The 16,724-nt window shown below is 71.7% G+C and carries 17 protein-coding genes; 10 read left to right on the forward strand and 7 right to left on the reverse strand.

The window, feature by feature from the left end; all coding sequences use genetic code 11:
• Entirely contained in the window at positions 1 to 1,680 is a 1,680-nt protein-coding gene (kdpA, locus tag RWS82_RS08810; protein ID WP_314648989.1) for a potassium-transporting ATPase subunit KdpA, read from the reverse strand.
• On the reverse strand, positions 1,680 to 1,769 hold the full coding sequence (locus RWS82_RS08815) for a potassium-transporting ATPase subunit F (protein ID WP_314648990.1): 90 nt from the start codon (positions 1,767 to 1,769) through the stop codon (positions 1,680 to 1,682). The genes kdpA and RWS82_RS08815 overlap by 1 nt, the downstream gene beginning before the upstream one ends.
• Positions 1,770 to 2,100: 331 nt before the next feature.
• On the opposite strand from RWS82_RS08815, the gene RWS82_RS08820 reads away from it, so the two are divergent.
• Positions 2,101 to 3,270, forward strand: a complete 1,170-nt coding sequence (locus RWS82_RS08820) for an SLC13 family permease (protein ID WP_314648992.1) — start codon at positions 2,101 to 2,103, stop codon at positions 3,268 to 3,270.
• 225 nt (positions 3,271 to 3,495) lie between these two features.
• Here RWS82_RS08820 and RWS82_RS08825 read toward each other — a convergent pair whose 3' ends face one another.
• Positions 3,496 to 5,592 carry an APC family permease gene (locus RWS82_RS08825; protein WP_400190075.1) on the reverse strand — a complete coding sequence of 699 codons (2,097 nt, stop codon included), beginning with the start codon at positions 5,590 to 5,592 and terminating at the stop codon, positions 3,496 to 3,498.
• 135 nt (positions 5,593 to 5,727) lie between these two features.
• Between RWS82_RS08825 and RWS82_RS08830 the strand changes: the two genes are divergently transcribed.
• From RWS82_RS08830 to RWS82_RS08845, 4 genes are all read left to right on the forward strand, one after another.
• Positions 5,728 to 6,462, forward strand: a complete 735-nt coding sequence (locus RWS82_RS08830; RefSeq protein ID WP_314648994.1) for a GTP pyrophosphokinase family protein — start codon at positions 5,728 to 5,730, stop codon at positions 6,460 to 6,462.
• Between the two features lie 85 nt (positions 6,463 to 6,547).
• The gene (locus tag RWS82_RS08835; protein ID WP_314648996.1) at positions 6,548 to 8,179 is read left to right on the forward strand and encodes a molybdopterin-dependent oxidoreductase; all 1,632 of its coding nucleotides are present in this window, start codon (positions 6,548 to 6,550) and stop codon (positions 8,177 to 8,179) included.
• A 26-nt stretch (positions 8,180 to 8,205) separates the two neighbouring features.
• The gene (locus RWS82_RS08840) at positions 8,206 to 8,691 is read left to right on the forward strand and encodes a MogA/MoaB family molybdenum cofactor biosynthesis protein (RefSeq protein ID WP_314648998.1); all 486 of its coding nucleotides are present in this window, start codon (positions 8,206 to 8,208) and stop codon (positions 8,689 to 8,691) included.
• A complete protein-coding gene (locus tag RWS82_RS08845) occupies positions 8,691 to 9,176 on the forward strand; it encodes a molybdenum cofactor biosynthesis protein MoaE (protein ID WP_314649000.1) in 486 nt (161 codons plus the stop codon). Before RWS82_RS08840 ends, RWS82_RS08845 begins: the two co-directional genes overlap by 1 nt.
• Before the next feature lie 418 nt (positions 9,177 to 9,594).
• On the opposite strand, the gene RWS82_RS08850 is transcribed toward RWS82_RS08845, so the two are convergent.
• The 4 genes from RWS82_RS08850 to RWS82_RS08865 are packed head-to-tail and all read right to left on the reverse strand — an operon-like array spanning position 9,595 to position 12,366.
• Positions 9,595 to 9,828 carry a MoaD/ThiS family protein gene (locus RWS82_RS08850; RefSeq protein ID WP_314649002.1) on the reverse strand — a complete coding sequence of 78 codons (234 nt, stop codon included), beginning with the start codon at positions 9,826 to 9,828 and terminating at the stop codon, positions 9,595 to 9,597.
• Positions 9,825 to 10,346 (reverse strand): cyclic pyranopterin monophosphate synthase MoaC, encoded by a 522-nt coding sequence (moaC, locus tag RWS82_RS08855; RefSeq protein ID WP_314649005.1) that lies wholly within the window; start codon positions 10,344 to 10,346, stop codon positions 9,825 to 9,827. The genes RWS82_RS08850 and moaC overlap by 4 nt, the downstream gene beginning before the upstream one ends.
• Positions 10,343 to 11,584, reverse strand: a complete 1,242-nt coding sequence (glp, locus tag RWS82_RS08860) for a gephyrin-like molybdotransferase Glp (RefSeq protein ID WP_314649007.1) — start codon at positions 11,582 to 11,584, stop codon at positions 10,343 to 10,345. The genes moaC and glp overlap by 4 nt, the downstream gene beginning before the upstream one ends.
• Positions 11,581 to 12,366, reverse strand: coding sequence for a HesA/MoeB/ThiF family protein (locus tag RWS82_RS08865; protein ID WP_314649009.1), 786 nt, complete (start codon positions 12,364 to 12,366; stop codon positions 11,581 to 11,583). The genes glp and RWS82_RS08865 overlap by 4 nt, the downstream gene beginning before the upstream one ends.
• Positions 12,367 to 12,539: 173 nt before the next feature.
• Between RWS82_RS08865 and RWS82_RS08870 the strand changes: the two genes are divergently transcribed.
• The 5 genes from RWS82_RS08870 (at position 12,540) to moaA (ending at position 16,718) form a co-directional block, all read left to right on the forward strand.
• Entirely contained in the window at positions 12,540 to 12,932 is a 393-nt protein-coding gene (locus RWS82_RS08870) for a TOBE domain-containing protein (RefSeq protein ID WP_314649513.1), read from the forward strand.
• Between the two features lies 1 nt (position 12,933).
• Complete coding sequence (gene modA / locus RWS82_RS08875; protein WP_314649011.1) at positions 12,934 to 13,710, forward strand: molybdate ABC transporter substrate-binding protein; 777 nt, start codon at positions 12,934 to 12,936, stop codon at positions 13,708 to 13,710.
• On the forward strand, positions 13,707 to 14,495 hold the full coding sequence (modB, locus tag RWS82_RS08880) for a molybdate ABC transporter permease subunit (RefSeq protein WP_314649013.1): 789 nt from the start codon (positions 13,707 to 13,709) through the stop codon (positions 14,493 to 14,495). The genes modA and modB overlap by 4 nt, the downstream gene beginning before the upstream one ends.
• A complete protein-coding gene (locus tag RWS82_RS08885; RefSeq protein ID WP_314649016.1) occupies positions 14,492 to 15,547 on the forward strand; it encodes an ATP-binding cassette domain-containing protein in 1,056 nt (351 codons plus the stop codon). Before modB ends, RWS82_RS08885 begins: the two co-directional genes overlap by 4 nt.
• A gap of 76 nt (positions 15,548 to 15,623) precedes the next feature.
• Positions 15,624 to 16,718, forward strand: a complete 1,095-nt coding sequence (gene moaA, locus RWS82_RS08890) for a GTP 3',8-cyclase MoaA (protein WP_314649017.1) — start codon at positions 15,624 to 15,626, stop codon at positions 16,716 to 16,718.
• The last annotated feature ends 6 nt before the right edge of the window (positions 16,719 to 16,724 follow it).

Consider the following 16,724-nt stretch of genomic DNA (forward strand, 5'->3'; position numbering starts at 1 on the left):
TCAGACGAGTCCTTCGGCGAGGGGTCCCAGCGTGAGCACCGGGAAGTAGGTGAGGGCGGTGACGATCACCGTCACGGCGAGGAGCAGGCCGACGAACTGCGGCCGGTGGGTGGGCAGCGTGCCGACGGTCTCGGGCACCTTCTCCTGCGCGGCGAACGAGCCGGCGAGCGCCAGCACGAGCACGATCGGCAGGAAGCGCCCCAGCAGCATCGCCACACCGAGCGCGGTGTTGAACCACGGGGTGTTCGCGGTCAGCCCGGCGAACGCGGAGCCGTTGTTGTTCGCCGCCGACGTGAAGGCGTAGAGCACCTCGCCCATGCCGTGCACCCCGGGGTTCAGGATGCTCGTCGCCTCGACATCCGCCCGGATGCCCGGGATCGCGAAGCTGAGGGCCGTGCCGCCCAGCACGAGCGCGGGCACGACGAGGATGTACAGGCTCGCGAGCTTGATCTCCTTCGGGCCGATCCGCTTGCCGAGATACTCGGGTGTGCGGCCCACGAGCAGCCCGCCGACGAACACCGCGATGATCGCGAGCACGAGCATCCCGTACAGCCCCGAGCCGACGCCGCCGGGGGCGACCTCGCCGAGCATCATGTTGAGCATCGGCATCATGCCGCCGAGGGCCGTGTACGAGTCGTGCATCGAGTTGACGGCGCCGGTCGAGGTGAGGGTGCTCGCGCTGCCGAACAGGGTGGACCCGAGGATGCCGAAGCGCACCTCCTTGCCCTCCATGGCGGCTCCGGCCAGTTCGGGGGCGGTGCCGCGGCCGGCGAGCTCGAGGGCCGAGAGCGCGAACGTCGAGAGCAGGAAGATCGTGCCCATGACGGCCGCGATCGCGTAGCCCTGACGGTGGTCGCCCACGAGGCGCCCGAAGGTGCGGGGGAGGGCGAACGGGATGGCGAGGATGAGGAGGATCTCGAGCAGGTTCGTCCACCCCGCGGGGTTCTCGAACGGGTGGGCCGAGTTGGCGTTGAAGAAGCCGCCGCCGTTCGTGCCGAGCAGCTTGATGGCCTCCTGCGAGGCGACCGGGCCGCCCGGGATCGTCTGGGGGGTGCCGGCGACGGTCGTCACCTCGGTGAACCCCGCGACGTTCTGGATCACGCCGCCCGCGATGAGGGCGAGCGCGCCGAGGACCGCGAGAGGCAGCAGCAGGCGGCCGAGTCCCCGCACGAGGTCGACCCAGAAGTTGCCGATCGTGGTCGAGCCGCGGCGGGCGATGCCGCGGATGAGCGCCACCGCCACCGCGAGCCCGACCGCCGCCGAGACGAAGTTCTGCACCGTCAGGCCGGCGAGCTGCACGGTGTAGCCCATGGTCTGCTCGGGCGAGTACGACTGCCAGTTGGTGTTGGCGACGAACGACGCGGCGGTATTGAAGGCCAGACCCTCCGGCACCGCGGGCAGGCCGAGCGAGGCGGGCAGGAAGGCCTGGAGCCGCTGCAGGGCGTAGACGAGCACGAGGCCGACGACCGAGAACACGAGCACGCTGCGGGCGTACGCGCGCCACGTCTGCTCGGATGCCGGGTCGACACCGATCACCCGGTACACGCCGCGCTCGACGCGGGCATCGCGAGCGGTGGAGTAGACGTGGGCGATGTAGTCGCCGAGGGGGCGGTAGAGCAGCACGAGGGCGATGACGACCGCGGCGGCCTGCAGGATTCCGAACCAGATGACCTCGCCCATCACATGCGCTCCGCCGCGACGAGGGCGATCACGAGGTAGACGATGGCCGCGGCCGCGAGGGTCGCGGCGACGATCTCGAACACGATCACAGCTTCTCCACCCCCTTCGCGGCGAACGAGACGAGGGCGAACAGCGCGAGAGTCAGCGCGAGGTAGAGGAAGTCGAGCACGACGTCGATACAACCCGCCCGCAGCCCCCGTTCCCCGGTTCCTCACGCTTCCCCTACGCCCCCGCCCCCAACGCATGCGCCTTCCTGACACCGGCATCCGTTCCCGCCGCCCCGGTCCCCTTCCCCCCGCCCTGGTTCCCGCCGCTCCCGTTCCTTCCGCTCCCGTCGCATTTTCTGTCGCCTGCGGCGGGGCCGGGCGACAGAAAGTGCGACGGGAAGCGAGGGGAGAGGGGCGGGTCTAGGGTTGCGAGGTGGGAATCAAGAGCGTCCGGGTGGGCGTGGGCACGTGGATCGTCATCGGGCTGGTCGTCGTCGCGGGCATCTGCGTGGTGACCGGGCTGCTTCCGCAGGCGGATGCCGGAGCGCTCGGCGCACGCATCGCCCCGGTGCTCGGGTTCGTCGTCGCCATCACGATCGTCGCCGAGCTCGCCCGCGACGCCGCCGTGTTCGACGTCGTGTCGCAGCGGCTCGCGCGATGGGGTCGCGGGCGTGTGATCGTGCTGTGGATGCTCGTGGTCGCGCTCGCCGTGGTGAGCACCGTGTTCCTCTCGCTCGACACGACCGCGGTGATCGTGACGCCCGTGGTGGTCGTGCTCGCCCAGAGCATCGGGCTGCCTCCGCTGCCGTTCGCCCTCGCCACCGTGTGGCTCGCGAACACGGCATCCATGGCACTCCCGGTCTCGAACCTCACGAACCTGCTGGCCGCCTCGCGCATCGGCGAGTCTCCCGCGGCGTTCTTCGCGCTGAGCTGGGCTCCGACCCTCGTCGGCATCCTCGTGCCCGTCGCCATCCTCACGATCGCGCACCGGCGCACCGTGTTCGCCGGCTACGAGATGCCGCCCGCGCGACGACCCGCCGACCCGGTGCTGTTCTGGACGGCCACCGGCATCCTGCTCGCGCTCATGCCGCTGCTCGCCGTCTCGCACGACGTGTGGATCCCGGCATCCGTCGCTGCTCTGGCGCTCGTCGTGCTGTTCGTCGTGCGGCGCCCACGTGCGCTGCGCATCGGCCTGGTGCCCTGGCAGGCGCTCGCGCTCGCGACGGCACTGTTCGCGATCGTCGAGACCCTGCACGCGCAGGGGCTGCTCGACTTCCTCACCGCGCCGGGCGCCGGCGGCCTGGGCGAGCTGCTGCGCCTCGCCGGCCTCGGGGCGCTGAGTGCCAACGCGATCAACAACCTCCCCGCCTACCTCGTGCTCGAGCCCGCCGCGGGCGATCCGGTGGCGCTCATGGCGCTGCTCATCGGGGTGAACCTGGGGCCGCTCGTGACCCCGTGGGCGTCGCTCGCGACGCTGCTCTGGCACCACCGCGTCACGTCGCTCGGGGTCGAGGTGCGCTGGGGTCGCTTCATGCTCTGGGGCCTGATCGCCGCCGTGCCGACGGTGCTCCTCGCCACCCTCGCCCTGTCTCTGATCGCCTGACCCGCCGACTCCTCCCTCCCCTTCCCTTCCTTCCCTCCCTTCCCCTCACCCCTCCCTTCCTTCCCCCTCTTCTTCCGCTCCGGTCGCATTTTCTGTCGCCCAGAGTGCGTCGGAGCGACAGAAAATGCGACGGGAGTGGCCGAGCGCGGGGCGCGGAGGGGGGCAGGGCGGGACGGCCGAACGCGGGGCGGGAGGGGGCGGGAGGGGGCGGGGCGCACCCCCGCGTCAGGCGGCGGGGGGACCCTCGGGGCGGTGGGCGCGGCGGCCCGAGACGACGACCGGCGCGACGGGGCGGCCGGCGCGCTCCTGGCCGGGCAGGGGGCGGGAGCGGCGACCGTAGATGAGCTCGGACGAGTCGAGCAGCCACGGCACGAGAGTGATCGAGACACCGTGCACGAGCATGAGCTTGTTGGCGAGTCGGCGGGCGCGGCGGTTGTGCAGGAAGGTCTCCCACCAGTGGCCGACGATGTACTGCGGCAGATAGACGGTCACCACCGACGAGCCGTGCTTCTCCCGGTACTGCGCGATGAACTGGCTGATCGGCTGCGCGAACGACCGGTAAGGCGAGTCGAGGATCACGAGCGGGATCGGCACGAGGTGGTCGGCCCAGTCCTTCTGCACCGCGGCCGCAGCCTCGGCCGACACGGCCACGTGCACCGCGAGCGTCTTGTCGTGCTTGGCGGCGATCGCGTAGTCGATGGCCTTCATCACCGGCTTCTGCAGGTGGCTCACGAGCACGATCGCGACGTCGCCGGATGCCCCGAACCGCGTCGTGTCGTCGATCGCGATCTCGTGCTCGACGTCGCGGTAGTACCGCTTCACCCCGAGCATGAGGAACGCGAGGATCGGGATCGCGAAGAAGACGAGGTAGGCGCCGTGCGTGAACTTCGTGATCGTGACGATCAGGAGCACGAGCACCGTGAGCGTGGCCCCGGCCGAGTTGATCGCGAGACCCACCCGGGCCGAGCGTCGGTCGGTCGCCGCGGCCCCGTCGCGTTCGCCGTTCTGCGGAGCATCCTGCGGGGCGCGCAGCACCCGACGCCAGTGTCGCACCATGCCGAGCTGCCCGAGCGAGAACGACACGAAGACGCCGATGATGTAGAGCTGGATCAGCGTCGTCAGCCGCGCCTGGAACACGACCAGCACGATCATCGCGCCGATTCCGAGCAGGATCATGCCGTTCGAGAACACGAGGCGGTCGCCGCGCGTGTTCAGCGACTTCGGGGCATAGCCGTCGCGGGCGAGCACCGAGCCGAGCAGCGGAAAGCCGTTGAACGCGGTGTTCGCCGCGAGCAGCAGCACGCAGGCGGTCGCGGCCTGCACGACGAAGAACAGGATGCTTCCGCCGCCGAACGTCGCTGCGGCGATCTGCGCCATGAGGCTGGGCTGCGGGTTGGCGCAGTCGAAGCCGATGAGGTCGCAGGGGTTCTCGGCGTAGTGCACGCCGGTGATGAGGGCGAGAGCCGTGAGGCCGGAGAACAGGCACACCGCGATCGTGCCCATGAGCACGAGGGTCGACTGCGCGTTGCGCACCTTCGGGGTGCGGAACGCCGGCACCCCGTTCGACACGGCCTCGACGCCGGTGAGGGCGGAGCATCCGCTCGAGAACGCCCGCAGGATCAGCAGGATCACCGCGGCCTGGCTGAGGCTCTCGGCCTGCACCGAGAACGCGGCGCTCGACGCGACCGGGGCATCGCCGAGGAACGTGCGCACGAGGCCGGTGACGATCATGAGGCCGACCGACCCGATGAACACGTAGGTCGGGATCGCGAAGACCAGCGACGCCTCCCGCACGCCGCGGAGGTTGACGATGATGATGAGCACCACGAAGCCCACGGCGAGCTCGACGCGGAACGGATCGAGACCCGGCACCGCCGAGATGATGTTGTCGACGCCCGACGCGACCGAGACCGCGACCGTCAGCACGTAGTCGACGAGCAGCGCCGCCGCCACGACGACGCCCGGCACCTCCCCGAGGTTCTTCGACGCCACCTCGTAGTCGCCGCCTCCCGAGGGGTAGGCCTTGATGAGCTGGCGGTAGCTGAGCACCACCACCGCCAGCAGCACGACCACGGCGACCGCGACGAGCGGGGTGAACGACAGGAACGCGAGTCCGCCGATGAGCAGGATCATCACGAGCTCCTGCGGCGCGTAGGCGACCGAGCTCAGAGCATCCGACGCGAAGATCGGCAGGGCCATCTTCTTCGGCAGCAGCTGGTCGTCGACCTGGGCGCTCGTGAGCGGGTCGCCGATGAGGATGCGTTTGACGGTCTGCGGCGCATCCGTGCTGTCTCTGGTTTGCTCTGACACGTCGGGCGACACTACTCCTGCGCCACGACGTCCTGACGGCATCCTCACGGAATCCCTACGGCCGCCGGGTGCGCCCTCACGGAATCCTTACGAGCCGGCGAACGGATGCTCAGCCCATTCCGATCACGGATCGATAACGTCGAGGACATGAGCACGGTTTCCGTCGACGAGCAGGCCTTCCACGAAGCGAAGGAGCTGCGCGACCGGTTCCAGCGGTTCCTGCGCGAGTACGAGTTCGGCATGCGCGAGGTCGAGACGAAGATCTCGATCCTGCGCGACGAGTTCACGCACCACCACGCGTACAACCCGATCGAGCACGTGAAGAGCCGGGTGAAGTCGCCCGACAGCATCGTCGAGAAGCTCGCGCGCAAGGGCATCGACGAGCCCGACTTCGACCTGATCCGGCGCGAGATCACCGACATCGCCGGGGTGCGGGTCACCTGCAGCTTCGTCGCCGACGTCTACCGGCTGTTCGACCTGCTCACCGCGCAGGATGACGTTACGGTGCGCGTCGTGAAGGACTACATCGCCACCCCCAAGGACAACGGGTACAAGAGCCTGCACGCGATCATCGAGGTGCCGGTCTTCCTGTCGACCGGCGCGCTGTCGATCCCGGTCGAGGTGCAGTTCCGCACCATCGCGATGGACTTCTGGGCGAGCCTCGAGCACAAGATCTACTACAAGTTCTCGAACCAGGTGCCCGCGCATCTCGTCGAGAGCCTCACCTCCGCCGCCGAGGCGGCGTCGGAACTCGACGCCCGCATGGAGCGCCTGCATCGTGAGGCGCACGGGGTGCCGCAGCGACGACTCGCACCGGCTCCGCCTCTGGCGCCCGCTGCCCCTCTCGCGCCGCCGCCCCCGCCCGGCATCGTCGCCGTGTAGCCTCGACGCCATCCGTTCCGCCATCCGTTCCGGCATCCGCTCCGAACAACCGGCGACCAATCAACGGGCGGACCAGGAGGACACCATGGCCGAGCGCCGAACGGGAAAGCGATTCTTCTTCTGGGCGGCCGTCGCCGGCCTCGTCAGCGGGGCCGTGTTCCTCGCCGTGGCCGAGCTGTTCGCGCTCCTGCTCGCACGCACCGCGAGCCCGATCCTCGCGGTCGGCGGCTTCGTCATCGACATCGTGCCGCAGCCGTTCAAGGAGTTCGCGATCGCGACCTTCGGCGAGTACGACAAGATCGCGCTGCTCGCGGGGCTCGGCCTCGCCGTCGTGATCGCCTCGGCGATCGGCGGCATCCTGCAGCTGGTGCGCGCGCCGCTGGGCGTGGTCGTGCTCGTCATCGCGGGGGCGCTCTCGACCGCCGCGATCGTGACCCGCGCCGGGGTGAGCCCGCTCGCGTTCATGCCGCCCGTGCTCGGCACTGTCGCGGGCGCCGTCATCCTCGTGCTGCTCACTCGGCGCCTGCGGCGCTGGCGGTCGGCGGCGACGGCATCCGTCCCGGCGAAGAGCACGCCCGAGCCGACGACGCCGCCCATCACCAAGCCGTCGCCCACCGACATGCCGAAGAAGTCGGTGGCAGACGCGCAGATGGGGCGCCGCGGGTTCTTCGCCCTCGCCGCCATCGCCGGCATCTCGGCCGTCGTCGTCGGCGTCGCATCGCGCGCGGTGAGCATGACGGTGAGCTCGGTCGAGTCGATCCGCAAGGCCCTCAACCTCCCCTCGCCCCGCAGCACCGTGACGGTGCCCGATGGTGCCGAGCTCGACGTGCCGGGCCTCAGCCCGCTCTACACCCCCAACAAGGACTTCTACCGGGTCGACACCGCGCTCACCGTGCCGACGATCGACCCCGACACCTGGCGGCTCGTGATCGACGGCATGGTCGACCAGCGGGTCGAGATGAGCTTCCAGGACATCCTCGACATGGGGCTCGACGAGTACTCCATCACGCTGACCTGCGTGTCGAACGAGGTCGGCGGCGAGCTGGTCGGCAGCGCGAAGTGGCTCGGCGTGCCGATCCGCGACGTGCTGAAGAAGGCCGGGGTGAAGTCGGATGCCGACATGGTGCTGTCGCGCAGCGTCGACGGGTACACCGCGAGCACGCCGCTCTCGTCGCTCACCGACGAGAACCTCGACGCCATCCTCGCGGTCGCGATGAACGGCGAACCGCTGCCGCTCGAGCACGGGTTCCCGGTGCGCATGGTCGTGCCCGGCCTCTACGGCTACGTGTCGGCCACCAAGTGGCTCACCGAGCTGAAGGTCACCACGTTCGACAAGGACGAGGCGTACTGGACCCCGCGCGGTTACAGCGCCGAAGCCCCGATCAAGTTCTCGTCGCGCGTCGACACCCCCAAGCTCGGGTCGGCCATCGAAGCCGGACGCACGCCCATCGCGGGTGTCGCCTGGGCGCAGTCGGTCGGGATCGAGCGGGTCGAGGTCAGCATCGACGACGGCGAGTGGATGCCCGCGACGCTGTCGACCCCCGTCAACGACGACACGTGGGTGCAGTGGTTCGTCGACTGGGATGCCACCCCCGGCACCCACTACGTGGCCGTGCGCGCCGTCAACAAGAACGGCGACCTGCAGATCGAGGAGCGTGCGCCGATCGCACCCGACGGGTCGTCGGGGTGGCAGCGCTCGCTGATCCGGGTGAACTGACGGCGTCCCGCCTCTAGGGTGGACCCATGACCTCGACCCCCGCATGCGTGATCACCGTCTCCGATCGATCGGCCGCGGGGGAGCGTGAGGACCGCGGCGGCCCCATCGCGGTCGCGCTGCTGCGCGAGGCGGGGTGGCACTGCCCCGACGCGGAGGTCATCGCCGACGGCGCCGAATCGGTGGCGGATGCCCTGCGCCGCGCGGCCGCCCGCGGCATCAAGCTCATCGTGACCACGGGCGGCACGGGCGTCGCGCCGCGCGACGAGACCCCCGAGGGCACCCGTCGGGTGATCACGCGGGAGGTGCCGGGCATCGCCGAGGAGCTGCGGCGCCAGGGACTCGCCGACACCCCGAAGTCGGTGCTGTCGCGCGGACTCGCCGGAATCATCGACCCGTACGGCGCGCTCGTCGTCAACCTGCCCGGCTCGACGAACGCCGTGTCGTCTGGCGTGCCGATCGTGCTCACGGTCGCCGCGCACATCGTCGATCAGCTCGCCGGTGGGGACCACTGATGAACGACGTACGCATCGCCGCGATCGTCGAGCACGCCCTCGACCTCGACGCGCATCTAGCGGCCGTCGACGACCCCCGGCTCGGTGCGGTCACGACGTTCGTGGGGCGCGTGCGCAACAACGATCCGGATGCCGGTTCGCCGGTCGTCGGGCTGGAATACAGCGCGCATCCGGATGCCACCGCGACCCTCCGCCGTATCGCGGCCGAAGCCGAGGGCGGCGGGGATGAGGGCGGCGGGGATGAGGGCGACGCGGGCGGGGCGGCCGTCGGGCGGGACGCCGGTACTCTCGTCGCGGTGAGCCACCGGGTCGGGCAGTTGGCCGTCGGAGACGCCGCAGTGGTGATCGCGGTCGCCTCGGCGCACCGGGCGGAGGCCTTCGCGGTGTGCCGGGAGATCATCGAGGCGATCAAGCGCGACCTCCCGGTGTGGAAGCGTCAGCACGAGTCGGACGGGTCATCGTCGTGGAAGGGTATCGGCGGCTGACCCCACCCACCCCACGCCCGGGCGGGATGGTCTCACCCGCTAGCGGTTCGTCAGCCGCGCGGTATGCACCGTCCGCTCGCGGTGGGCCGGCCGCCAGCCGCGCGGTATGCAGGCGAACTCGCCTTCGGCAGGCGGGATCCGGCGGAAGCATCCTGCAGATCGTGTGATCGCCTGCATTTGCGCGCGCCGCCGCTGGGTTGTGTGCCGCCGGTGGGTGGGTGGCGAGGACCGCGCACTGCGCCGCTGTCGGGTGGCGGTTCTCAGCCGCGCGGTATGCAGGCGAATTTCCGGTCTGCAGGCGGGATTCGGCGAAAGCAGCCTGCCGATCGTGTGATCGCCTGCATTTGCATGTGGTGGGTAGCGCGCGGCGGGCTGCCGTGCCGCGGGCGGCTAGAGAAGGGGCCCGAGGGTGGGGTGTTCAGCCGCCGGCGAAGGGCGGGAGGACGTCGATCAGCTCGGCGTCGGTGAGGGGGCGGTCGTCGTCGGAGCGCACGCCGTCGACCATGACGGCGCAGCGGGGCAGGATGTCGGCGAGGGCGGGATGCTCGCGTACCACCGATTCCCGCAGCGCACTCAGGGTCGCCTCGTCACGGTCCTCGGCGTCGGTGCCCGCGGCCTCCGCGGCGGCGGCGAAGTAGCGCACGCGCGTCATGCGGATGCTCCGCTGGGAAGGTCTGACGCGGATGCTCCGGCGGCGTCTTCGTCGGGCCGGACCCAGTCGCCCGACCGTCCGCCGGACTTCGCCGTGATGCGCACGTTCTCGATCACGACCGCGCGGTCGACGCCCTTGATCATGTCCACCACGGCGAGAGCGGTGACGGAGACGGCGGTGAGGGCCTCCATCTCGACGCCGGTGCGGTCGGCGGTGCCGACGGTCGCCTCGATGCGCACGCCCTCGTCGACGATCTCGAGGTCGACGCTGGCCCGGTGAACCCCGATCACGTGCGCGAGGGGGAGCAGCGCCGGGGTCGACTTGGCGGCCTGGATGCCGGCGATACGGGCCACGGCGAGCACGTCGCCCTTCGGCATGCTGCCGTCGCGCAGCGCCGCGACCACCTCGGTGCTGCACCGCACGAAGCCGCGGGCGGTGGCGGTGCGCACGGTCGGCTGCTTGAGGGTGACGTCGACCATGTGCGCGTGGCCGGCGGCGTCGAGGTGCGGGAAGCTCATCCGACCAGCATGACATCGATCCGATCGCCCACGGCGACCGCGTCGACCTCGGCCGGCACGATTGCGAAGGCCTCGGCGCGAGCCAGCCCGCCGGCGAGGTGCGAGCCCGATCCGCCGGCCGTGGCGGGGCGCACCGTGCCCGCAGCGAGGTCGACGACGGCAGGCAGGTACTGACGCCGCCCCGGCGGCGTCGTCCACGCGGCGTCGGCGGCGAGCCGCACGAGCGGACGGTGCAGCTGCGCCCGGCCCTGCAGGGCGAGAAGAGCGGGGCGCACGAACACCTCGAACGACACCGCGACGCTCACGGGGTTTCCCGGCAGTCCGAACACGAGCGCACCCGACGGAAGCATCCCGAACGCCTGCGGCTTGCCCGGCTGCATCGCCACGGGCGTGAACTCGACCTCTCCGCCGCCGTCGAAGGCACCGCGCACCGGCTCGTAGGCCCCCGCACTCACGCCCCCGGTGAACACGATCACGTCGGCTCCGAGCGCGTCGGCCTCGGCCGTCACTCGGCGCACGGCGTCGGCCTCATCCGCCACCCTCGCGACCTGCACCACGTCGGCGTCGGCGTCGGCGACGAGCCGCGCCAGCAGCGGGCCGTTCGAGTCGGGGATGCGCCCGCGCGCGGCGGGCTCTCCGGCGCCGAGCAGTTCGCTGCCGGTCGAGACGACGACGACGCGAGGCGCACGCGTGACTTGCACCTCGGTGATGCCGGCGGCCACCGCGGCCGCGACCTGGAAGGCGCCCAGTCGTTCGCCCGCGCGCACCACCTCATCTCCCCGTCGCAGATCGGACCCGCGGCGCCGCACGAACGCCCCGGGCTTCGCGGGTGCGCGGAGCACCCGCACGTCACCGAGCGAGTCGGCGAGGCCTCCCTCAGTGTCTTCGAAGGGGACGATCACGTCGGCGTCGGTCGGTGTCGGCGATCCCGTCATGATGCGGGCCGCCTCGCCGCTTGCGAGGGCGGGGTCGTCGGCGCCGCCGGCGGGCAGGTCGGCCACGACACGCAGGGTCACCGGATGCTCGGCGCTGGCATGCGCGACGTCGGCGCCGCGCACCGCGAACCCGTCCATGGCCGAGTTGTCGAAGAGGGGGATGTCGTGCGCCGCGGTCGCCGACCGCGCGAGGGTGCGTCCGGCCGCGACCTCCACGGGATGCGTCTCGGACTCGACGACGCGCACCGCGTCGAGCACGCGGCTCAGCTGCTCCTCGACCGTGCGGGGCGTCGCGGCGGTCATGCCTGCACCTCCCGCGGTCCGACGGAGGCCGGGCGGAGGGCGATCTCGTGCTGCCGGCCGCCGAGCGCGTCGATCACGGCGAGGCGGCCGAGCAGGGGCTCGCCGGCGCCGGTGATGAGTTTCACGACCTCGGCCGCGAGCATCCCGCCCACCTGCACGCAGAGTGCGCCGAGTACGCCGACCTGTGCGCAGCTCGGCGGCTCGCCCTCGGTGCCCGGGGGGAACAGGTCGGCGAGCACGACGGGCTCGCCCTCGGGCGGTGCCGACCAGAACACGGTCGCCTGGGCATGCCATTCCTGCACGGCCCCCCACACCAGCGGGAGACCCAGGTTCTCGGCGGCCGCGGCGACCGCCCGCCGCGTCGCGAACGAGTCGCTCGTGTCGACGACGATGTCGGCGCGGGCGAGCAGGCCCTCCGCGTTCGCCTGGTCGAGGCGTTCGGCGGCCTCGACCACGACGGTGTGCGGAGCGAGTGCGATGATCGCGCGCGCGGCCGAGGCGGTCTTGGCGACGCCGATGTCGTCGACGCGGTGCGCGAGTTGGCGCTGCAGGTTCGTCAGCTCCACGATGTCGTCGTCGATGACCGTGAGGGTGCCCACGCCCGCCGCCGCGAGAGCGAGGAGTACGGGCGACCCCAGCCCGCCCGCACCGACGACGGCGACGTGCGCCGCGCTCAGTCGGCGTTGTCCTTCCTCGCCGATGCCGGCGAGGACCGCGTGCCGCGCCGTGCGCACGAGCTCGGTGGGAGCGAGGGCGGATGCGGGGGCGACGAGGGGCTGCATGAACTCAGGCTATGCCGTGGGCCGACGGGTTGCGCAGCACGCAGAAGGAGAACGACGGCTCGGCGATCAACGCGCATTACCCGCGAGATGTGGAGGACGAGTCGACCTCGCAGGTATTCCGCATCCGCGGAAGAAACAAGGGAAGCAACCCGCACCTGCGGTACTCTCGCCTCATGCACACGTATCGCGTCTCCCGCGCTGCCCAGCTCCTCGGGGTCAGCGACGACACCGTGCGGCGGTGGATCGAGCAGGGCCTGCTGCCGACGACCGACTCGTCGCCCGCCGAGATCCCCGGCGACGCCCTCGCCGCCCACACCCTCGCGATGGCGGCCGCAGCCGAGGCGTCGGGCGAGGCGCGCACGAGCGCGCGCAACCGCTTCACGGGCCTCGTCACGCGGGTGCAGATCGACGGTCTCATGGCGCAGGTCGACATCCAGGCGGGCCCGCACCGCGTGGTCTCGCTGATGTCCGCCGAGGCAGCGCGCGAGCTGCAGCTCGAGGTCGGCGCTCTCGCCACCGCGTCCGTCAAAGCGACCCAGGTCGTCGTCGAGATCCCGAAGGGCTGACATGCGCACCGTCGCGCGCCGCGCCCGCATCCTCGTCATCGCCGCCGCGCTGCTCGCCCTCAGCGGATGCGCGGCCCCGGCATCCGGCCCGTCGTCGGCGAACGAGACCGAGGGCGACGTCAGCGGCGAGCTCACGGTGTACGCCGCGGCCTCGCTGCAGGGGGCGTTCGATGCGATCGCGGATGCCTTCGCCGCCGAGCATCCCGACCTGACCGTCGTACCGGTCTACGACGGGTCGTCGACGCTCGTCACCCAGCTGCTCGCGGGCGCGCCCGCCGACGTGTTCGCGTCGGCCGACGAGGCCACCATGCAGAAGGCGTCCGAACTGACCGGCGACCCCGATCTGTTCGCCACGAACACGCCCGTGATCGCGGTGCCCGCCGACAACCCGGCGGGTGTCGCGACCCTCGACGACCTCGCCGACGCGGTCACCGTGCTGTGCGCGCCCGAGGTTCCGTGCGGTGCGGCATCCACGGCTCTCCTCGACGAGGCGGGCGTCGTCGTCGACCCGGCGAGCGTCGAGCAGAACGTCACCGCCGTGCTCACCAAGGTGGCGGCGGGCGAAGCCGATGCGGGGCTCGTCTACGCGACCGACGTGGTCGGCCGCGCCGACGTCGAGGCGATCGTGCCCGACCAGGCGGCCGACGTCATCAACCGCTATCCCATCGCTGCGCTTCGCGATGCCGAGAATCCCGACGCGGCGGCCGCGTTCGTCGCCTTCGTGCTGTCGGATGCGGGACAGACGATCCTCGCCGACTTCGGGTTCGGGGCGCCGTGACCCCCGCGCGGCTCACCGGCTACGTGCCGCGCGCCCTCGCGATCCCCGCGTCGATCGGGCTCGCCTTCCTCCTGGTTCCGCTCGCCGCGCTCATCGCCCGGGTGCAGTGGGCGACGTTCGTCGCCGACGTGACGTCCGACGCCGCACGCACCGCGCTCGGCCTCTCGCTCGGCACCGGACTGGCCGCCACCCTGCTGTGCATCGTGGGGGGCGTGCCGCTCGCGCTCCTCATCGCCCGCTCGGGACCCCGGCTCGCCGCGGTGCTGCGCGCGGCGGTCACCGTGCCGCTCGTGCTCCCCCCGATGGTGGGTGGCGTCGCGCTGCTGTACCTCTTCGGGCGCGCGGGGTGGCTCGGTGGGCTCGGCCTCTCGTTCAGCACGCCCGCGGTCGTGCTCGCGCAGACGTTCGTCGCGCTGCCGTTCCTCGTTCTCGCCGTCGAAGGCGCCGTGCGCGCCGCGGGCGTCGATCACGAACGCACCGCAGCGGCCCTCGGCGCCGGGCGCTGGACCATCCTGCGGCGCATCACCCTGCCCCTCGCCGCGCCGGGGATCGTCGCCGGAGTGGTGTTGTGCTTCGCGCGGGCGATCGGCGAGTTCGGGGCGACCGCGCTGTTCGCCGGCAACCGCCCCGGCGTCACGCAGACCATGCCGCTGGCGATCTACACCGCGTTCAACGGCGCCGGGGTGTCGCAGGGGGCGGCCGTGGCCCTCGCCCTGCTGCTGCTCGCCACCGCCGTCGCGGTACTGCTGCTCGTCCGCGGATGGCGCCCCGGAGCGGCACGATGACCGGTCTGCGCGCCCGTGTCGTCGTGCCGCGCGAGCACTTCGTCGTCGACGTCTCGCTCGAGGTGGGGGCGGGTGAGACGGTCGCGGTGATGGGTCCGAGCGGGGCGGGCAAGTCGACGCTGCTGCAGGCCCTCGCCGGTCTGGTGCCCGTGTCGGACGGGGAGATCTCGGTGGGCGGAAAGGTGGTCGACCGGGTCGGGTCGTCGCCGGTGCGCACCGCTCCGATGCGCCGCGGCATCGTGCTGCTCGGCCAGGACGCCCGCCTGTTCCCGCACCTCTCGGTGCGCGAGAACGTCGCGTTCGGTCCACGGGCCGCCGGGGTCGCGGCACGCGAGGCGCGAGACGCAGCCGATGCTCTCCTCGCCCGCGTCGGCCTGCCCGGATCCGGCGACCGCGCGCCCCGCGAGCTCTCCGGCGGCGAAGCGCAGCGCGTGGCGGTCGCCCGTGCGCTCGCCGCGGCGCCCCGCGCCGTGCTCCTCGATGAGCCGCTCGTCGCTCTCGACCCGTCGACGGCATCCGATATCCGGCGGATGCTGCGCGAACAGCTCGCCGGCACGACCACCGTCGCCGTGACCCACGACGCCGCCGACGCCGTCGCCCTCGCCGATCGACTCGTGGTGGTCGAAGCGGGGCGCGTGACGCAGACCGGGTCCGTGCGCGAGGTGCTCGCCGCACCGGCATCCGCCTTCGTCGCGGCGATCGCCGGTGTGAATCGGATCGAGGGAATGGCGGATGCCGGGGGCTGGCGTCGCGGCGACCTGCGGCTGACGAGCACGGATGCCGCGTCGCGGGCGTTCGCCGCGGTCGATGGGCAACCGATCGCTGCGGTATTCCGGCCGGCGGACGCGCGCATCGTCGGCGAGGGTGAGGGAGATGCGGACGGATGGCGCATCGCGGTCGTCCACGTCGAACCGACGCTCGACGGGATGCGGGTGCACACCGAGCTGTGCGCAGTCGATGTTCCCCTCGCCGACGGCCGCCGCTTCGCGGTCGGCGATACGGTGCGTCTGCGCATCGACCCGGGCGGCGTGCGGTTCGTGCCGGCGAGGTAGCGGATGCCCGCGAACCCGCCCCCGGCCGGCGCGCCGCGGGTTAGTCTCGGAAGATGATGGGGATCGAGGGGACGCGATGACGGCCGTGCCGGTCGTGATCGGCCGTCGCCCCGCGACCGCAGCCGCTGGCGACACGGCGCGGATGGTGACCGATCCGTCGGTCCGCGGGCTCGTCGACACGCACGGCCGCGTGCACCGCGACCTCCGCATCTCGCTGACCGACCGCTGCTCGCTGCGCTGCACCTACTGCATGCCGGAGCAGGGCAACGAGTGGCTCGCCCGCACGAGCATCCTCTCCACCGACGAGATCGTCGAGGTCGCGCGCGTCGCGGCGTCGCTCGGCATCCGCACGTTCCGACTCACCGGGGGTGAGCCGCTGCTGCGCCCCGACATCGTCGACGTCGTGCGGCGCATCGCCCTCATCGAGGGTGACGACGGGCCCGTCGAGGTCGCCATGACGACGAACGGCATCTCGCTCGCGCAGAAACTCCCCGCGCTCATCGATGCGGGGCTGACCCGCCTCAACATCAGCATCGACACGATCGACCGGCAGAAGTTCGCCGACCTCACCCGCCGTGACCGGCTCGACGACGTGTTCGAGGGCATCGCGGCCGCCGCGGCATCCGCCCTGCGCCCGCTCAAGCTCAACGCCGTCGCCATGCGCGGCGTCAACGACGACGAACTCGCCGACCTCGTGGCCTTCGCGATGGAGTCCGGCGCGCAGCTGCGCTTCATCGAGCAGATGCCCCTCGACGCCGGCCACACGTGGGACCGCGAGACCATGGTCACGCGGGAGGAGATCCTCGCCGCACTGAGCGAGCGATGGACGCTCGACCCGGTTCCCGGCCGTGGCGGCGCACCGGCGGAGAAGTGGCGCATCGACGGCGGCCCGCACGAGGTCGGCGTGATCGCCTCGGTCACCGCCCCCTTCTGCGGCGCCTGCGACCGGTTGCGGCTGACCGCAGACGGACAGCTGCGCAACTGCCTCTTCTCGAACGACGAGTACGACCTCACCGGGCTGCTGCGGGGCGAGGCATCCGTTCCGGGTCAGCGCGACGACGCGATCGCCGACCTGCTGCGGTCCTGCATCCTCGGCAAGCTGCCGGGACACGCGATCGACGACCCGTCCTTCCTGCAGCCGGCCCGCGGAATGAACGCTATCGGCGGCTGACCGGGC

It is taken from the genome of uncultured Microbacterium sp. (genome assembly GCF_963528945.1).
In the GTDB taxonomy this organism is placed as follows: domain Bacteria; phylum Actinomycetota; class Actinomycetes; order Actinomycetales; family Microbacteriaceae; genus Microbacterium.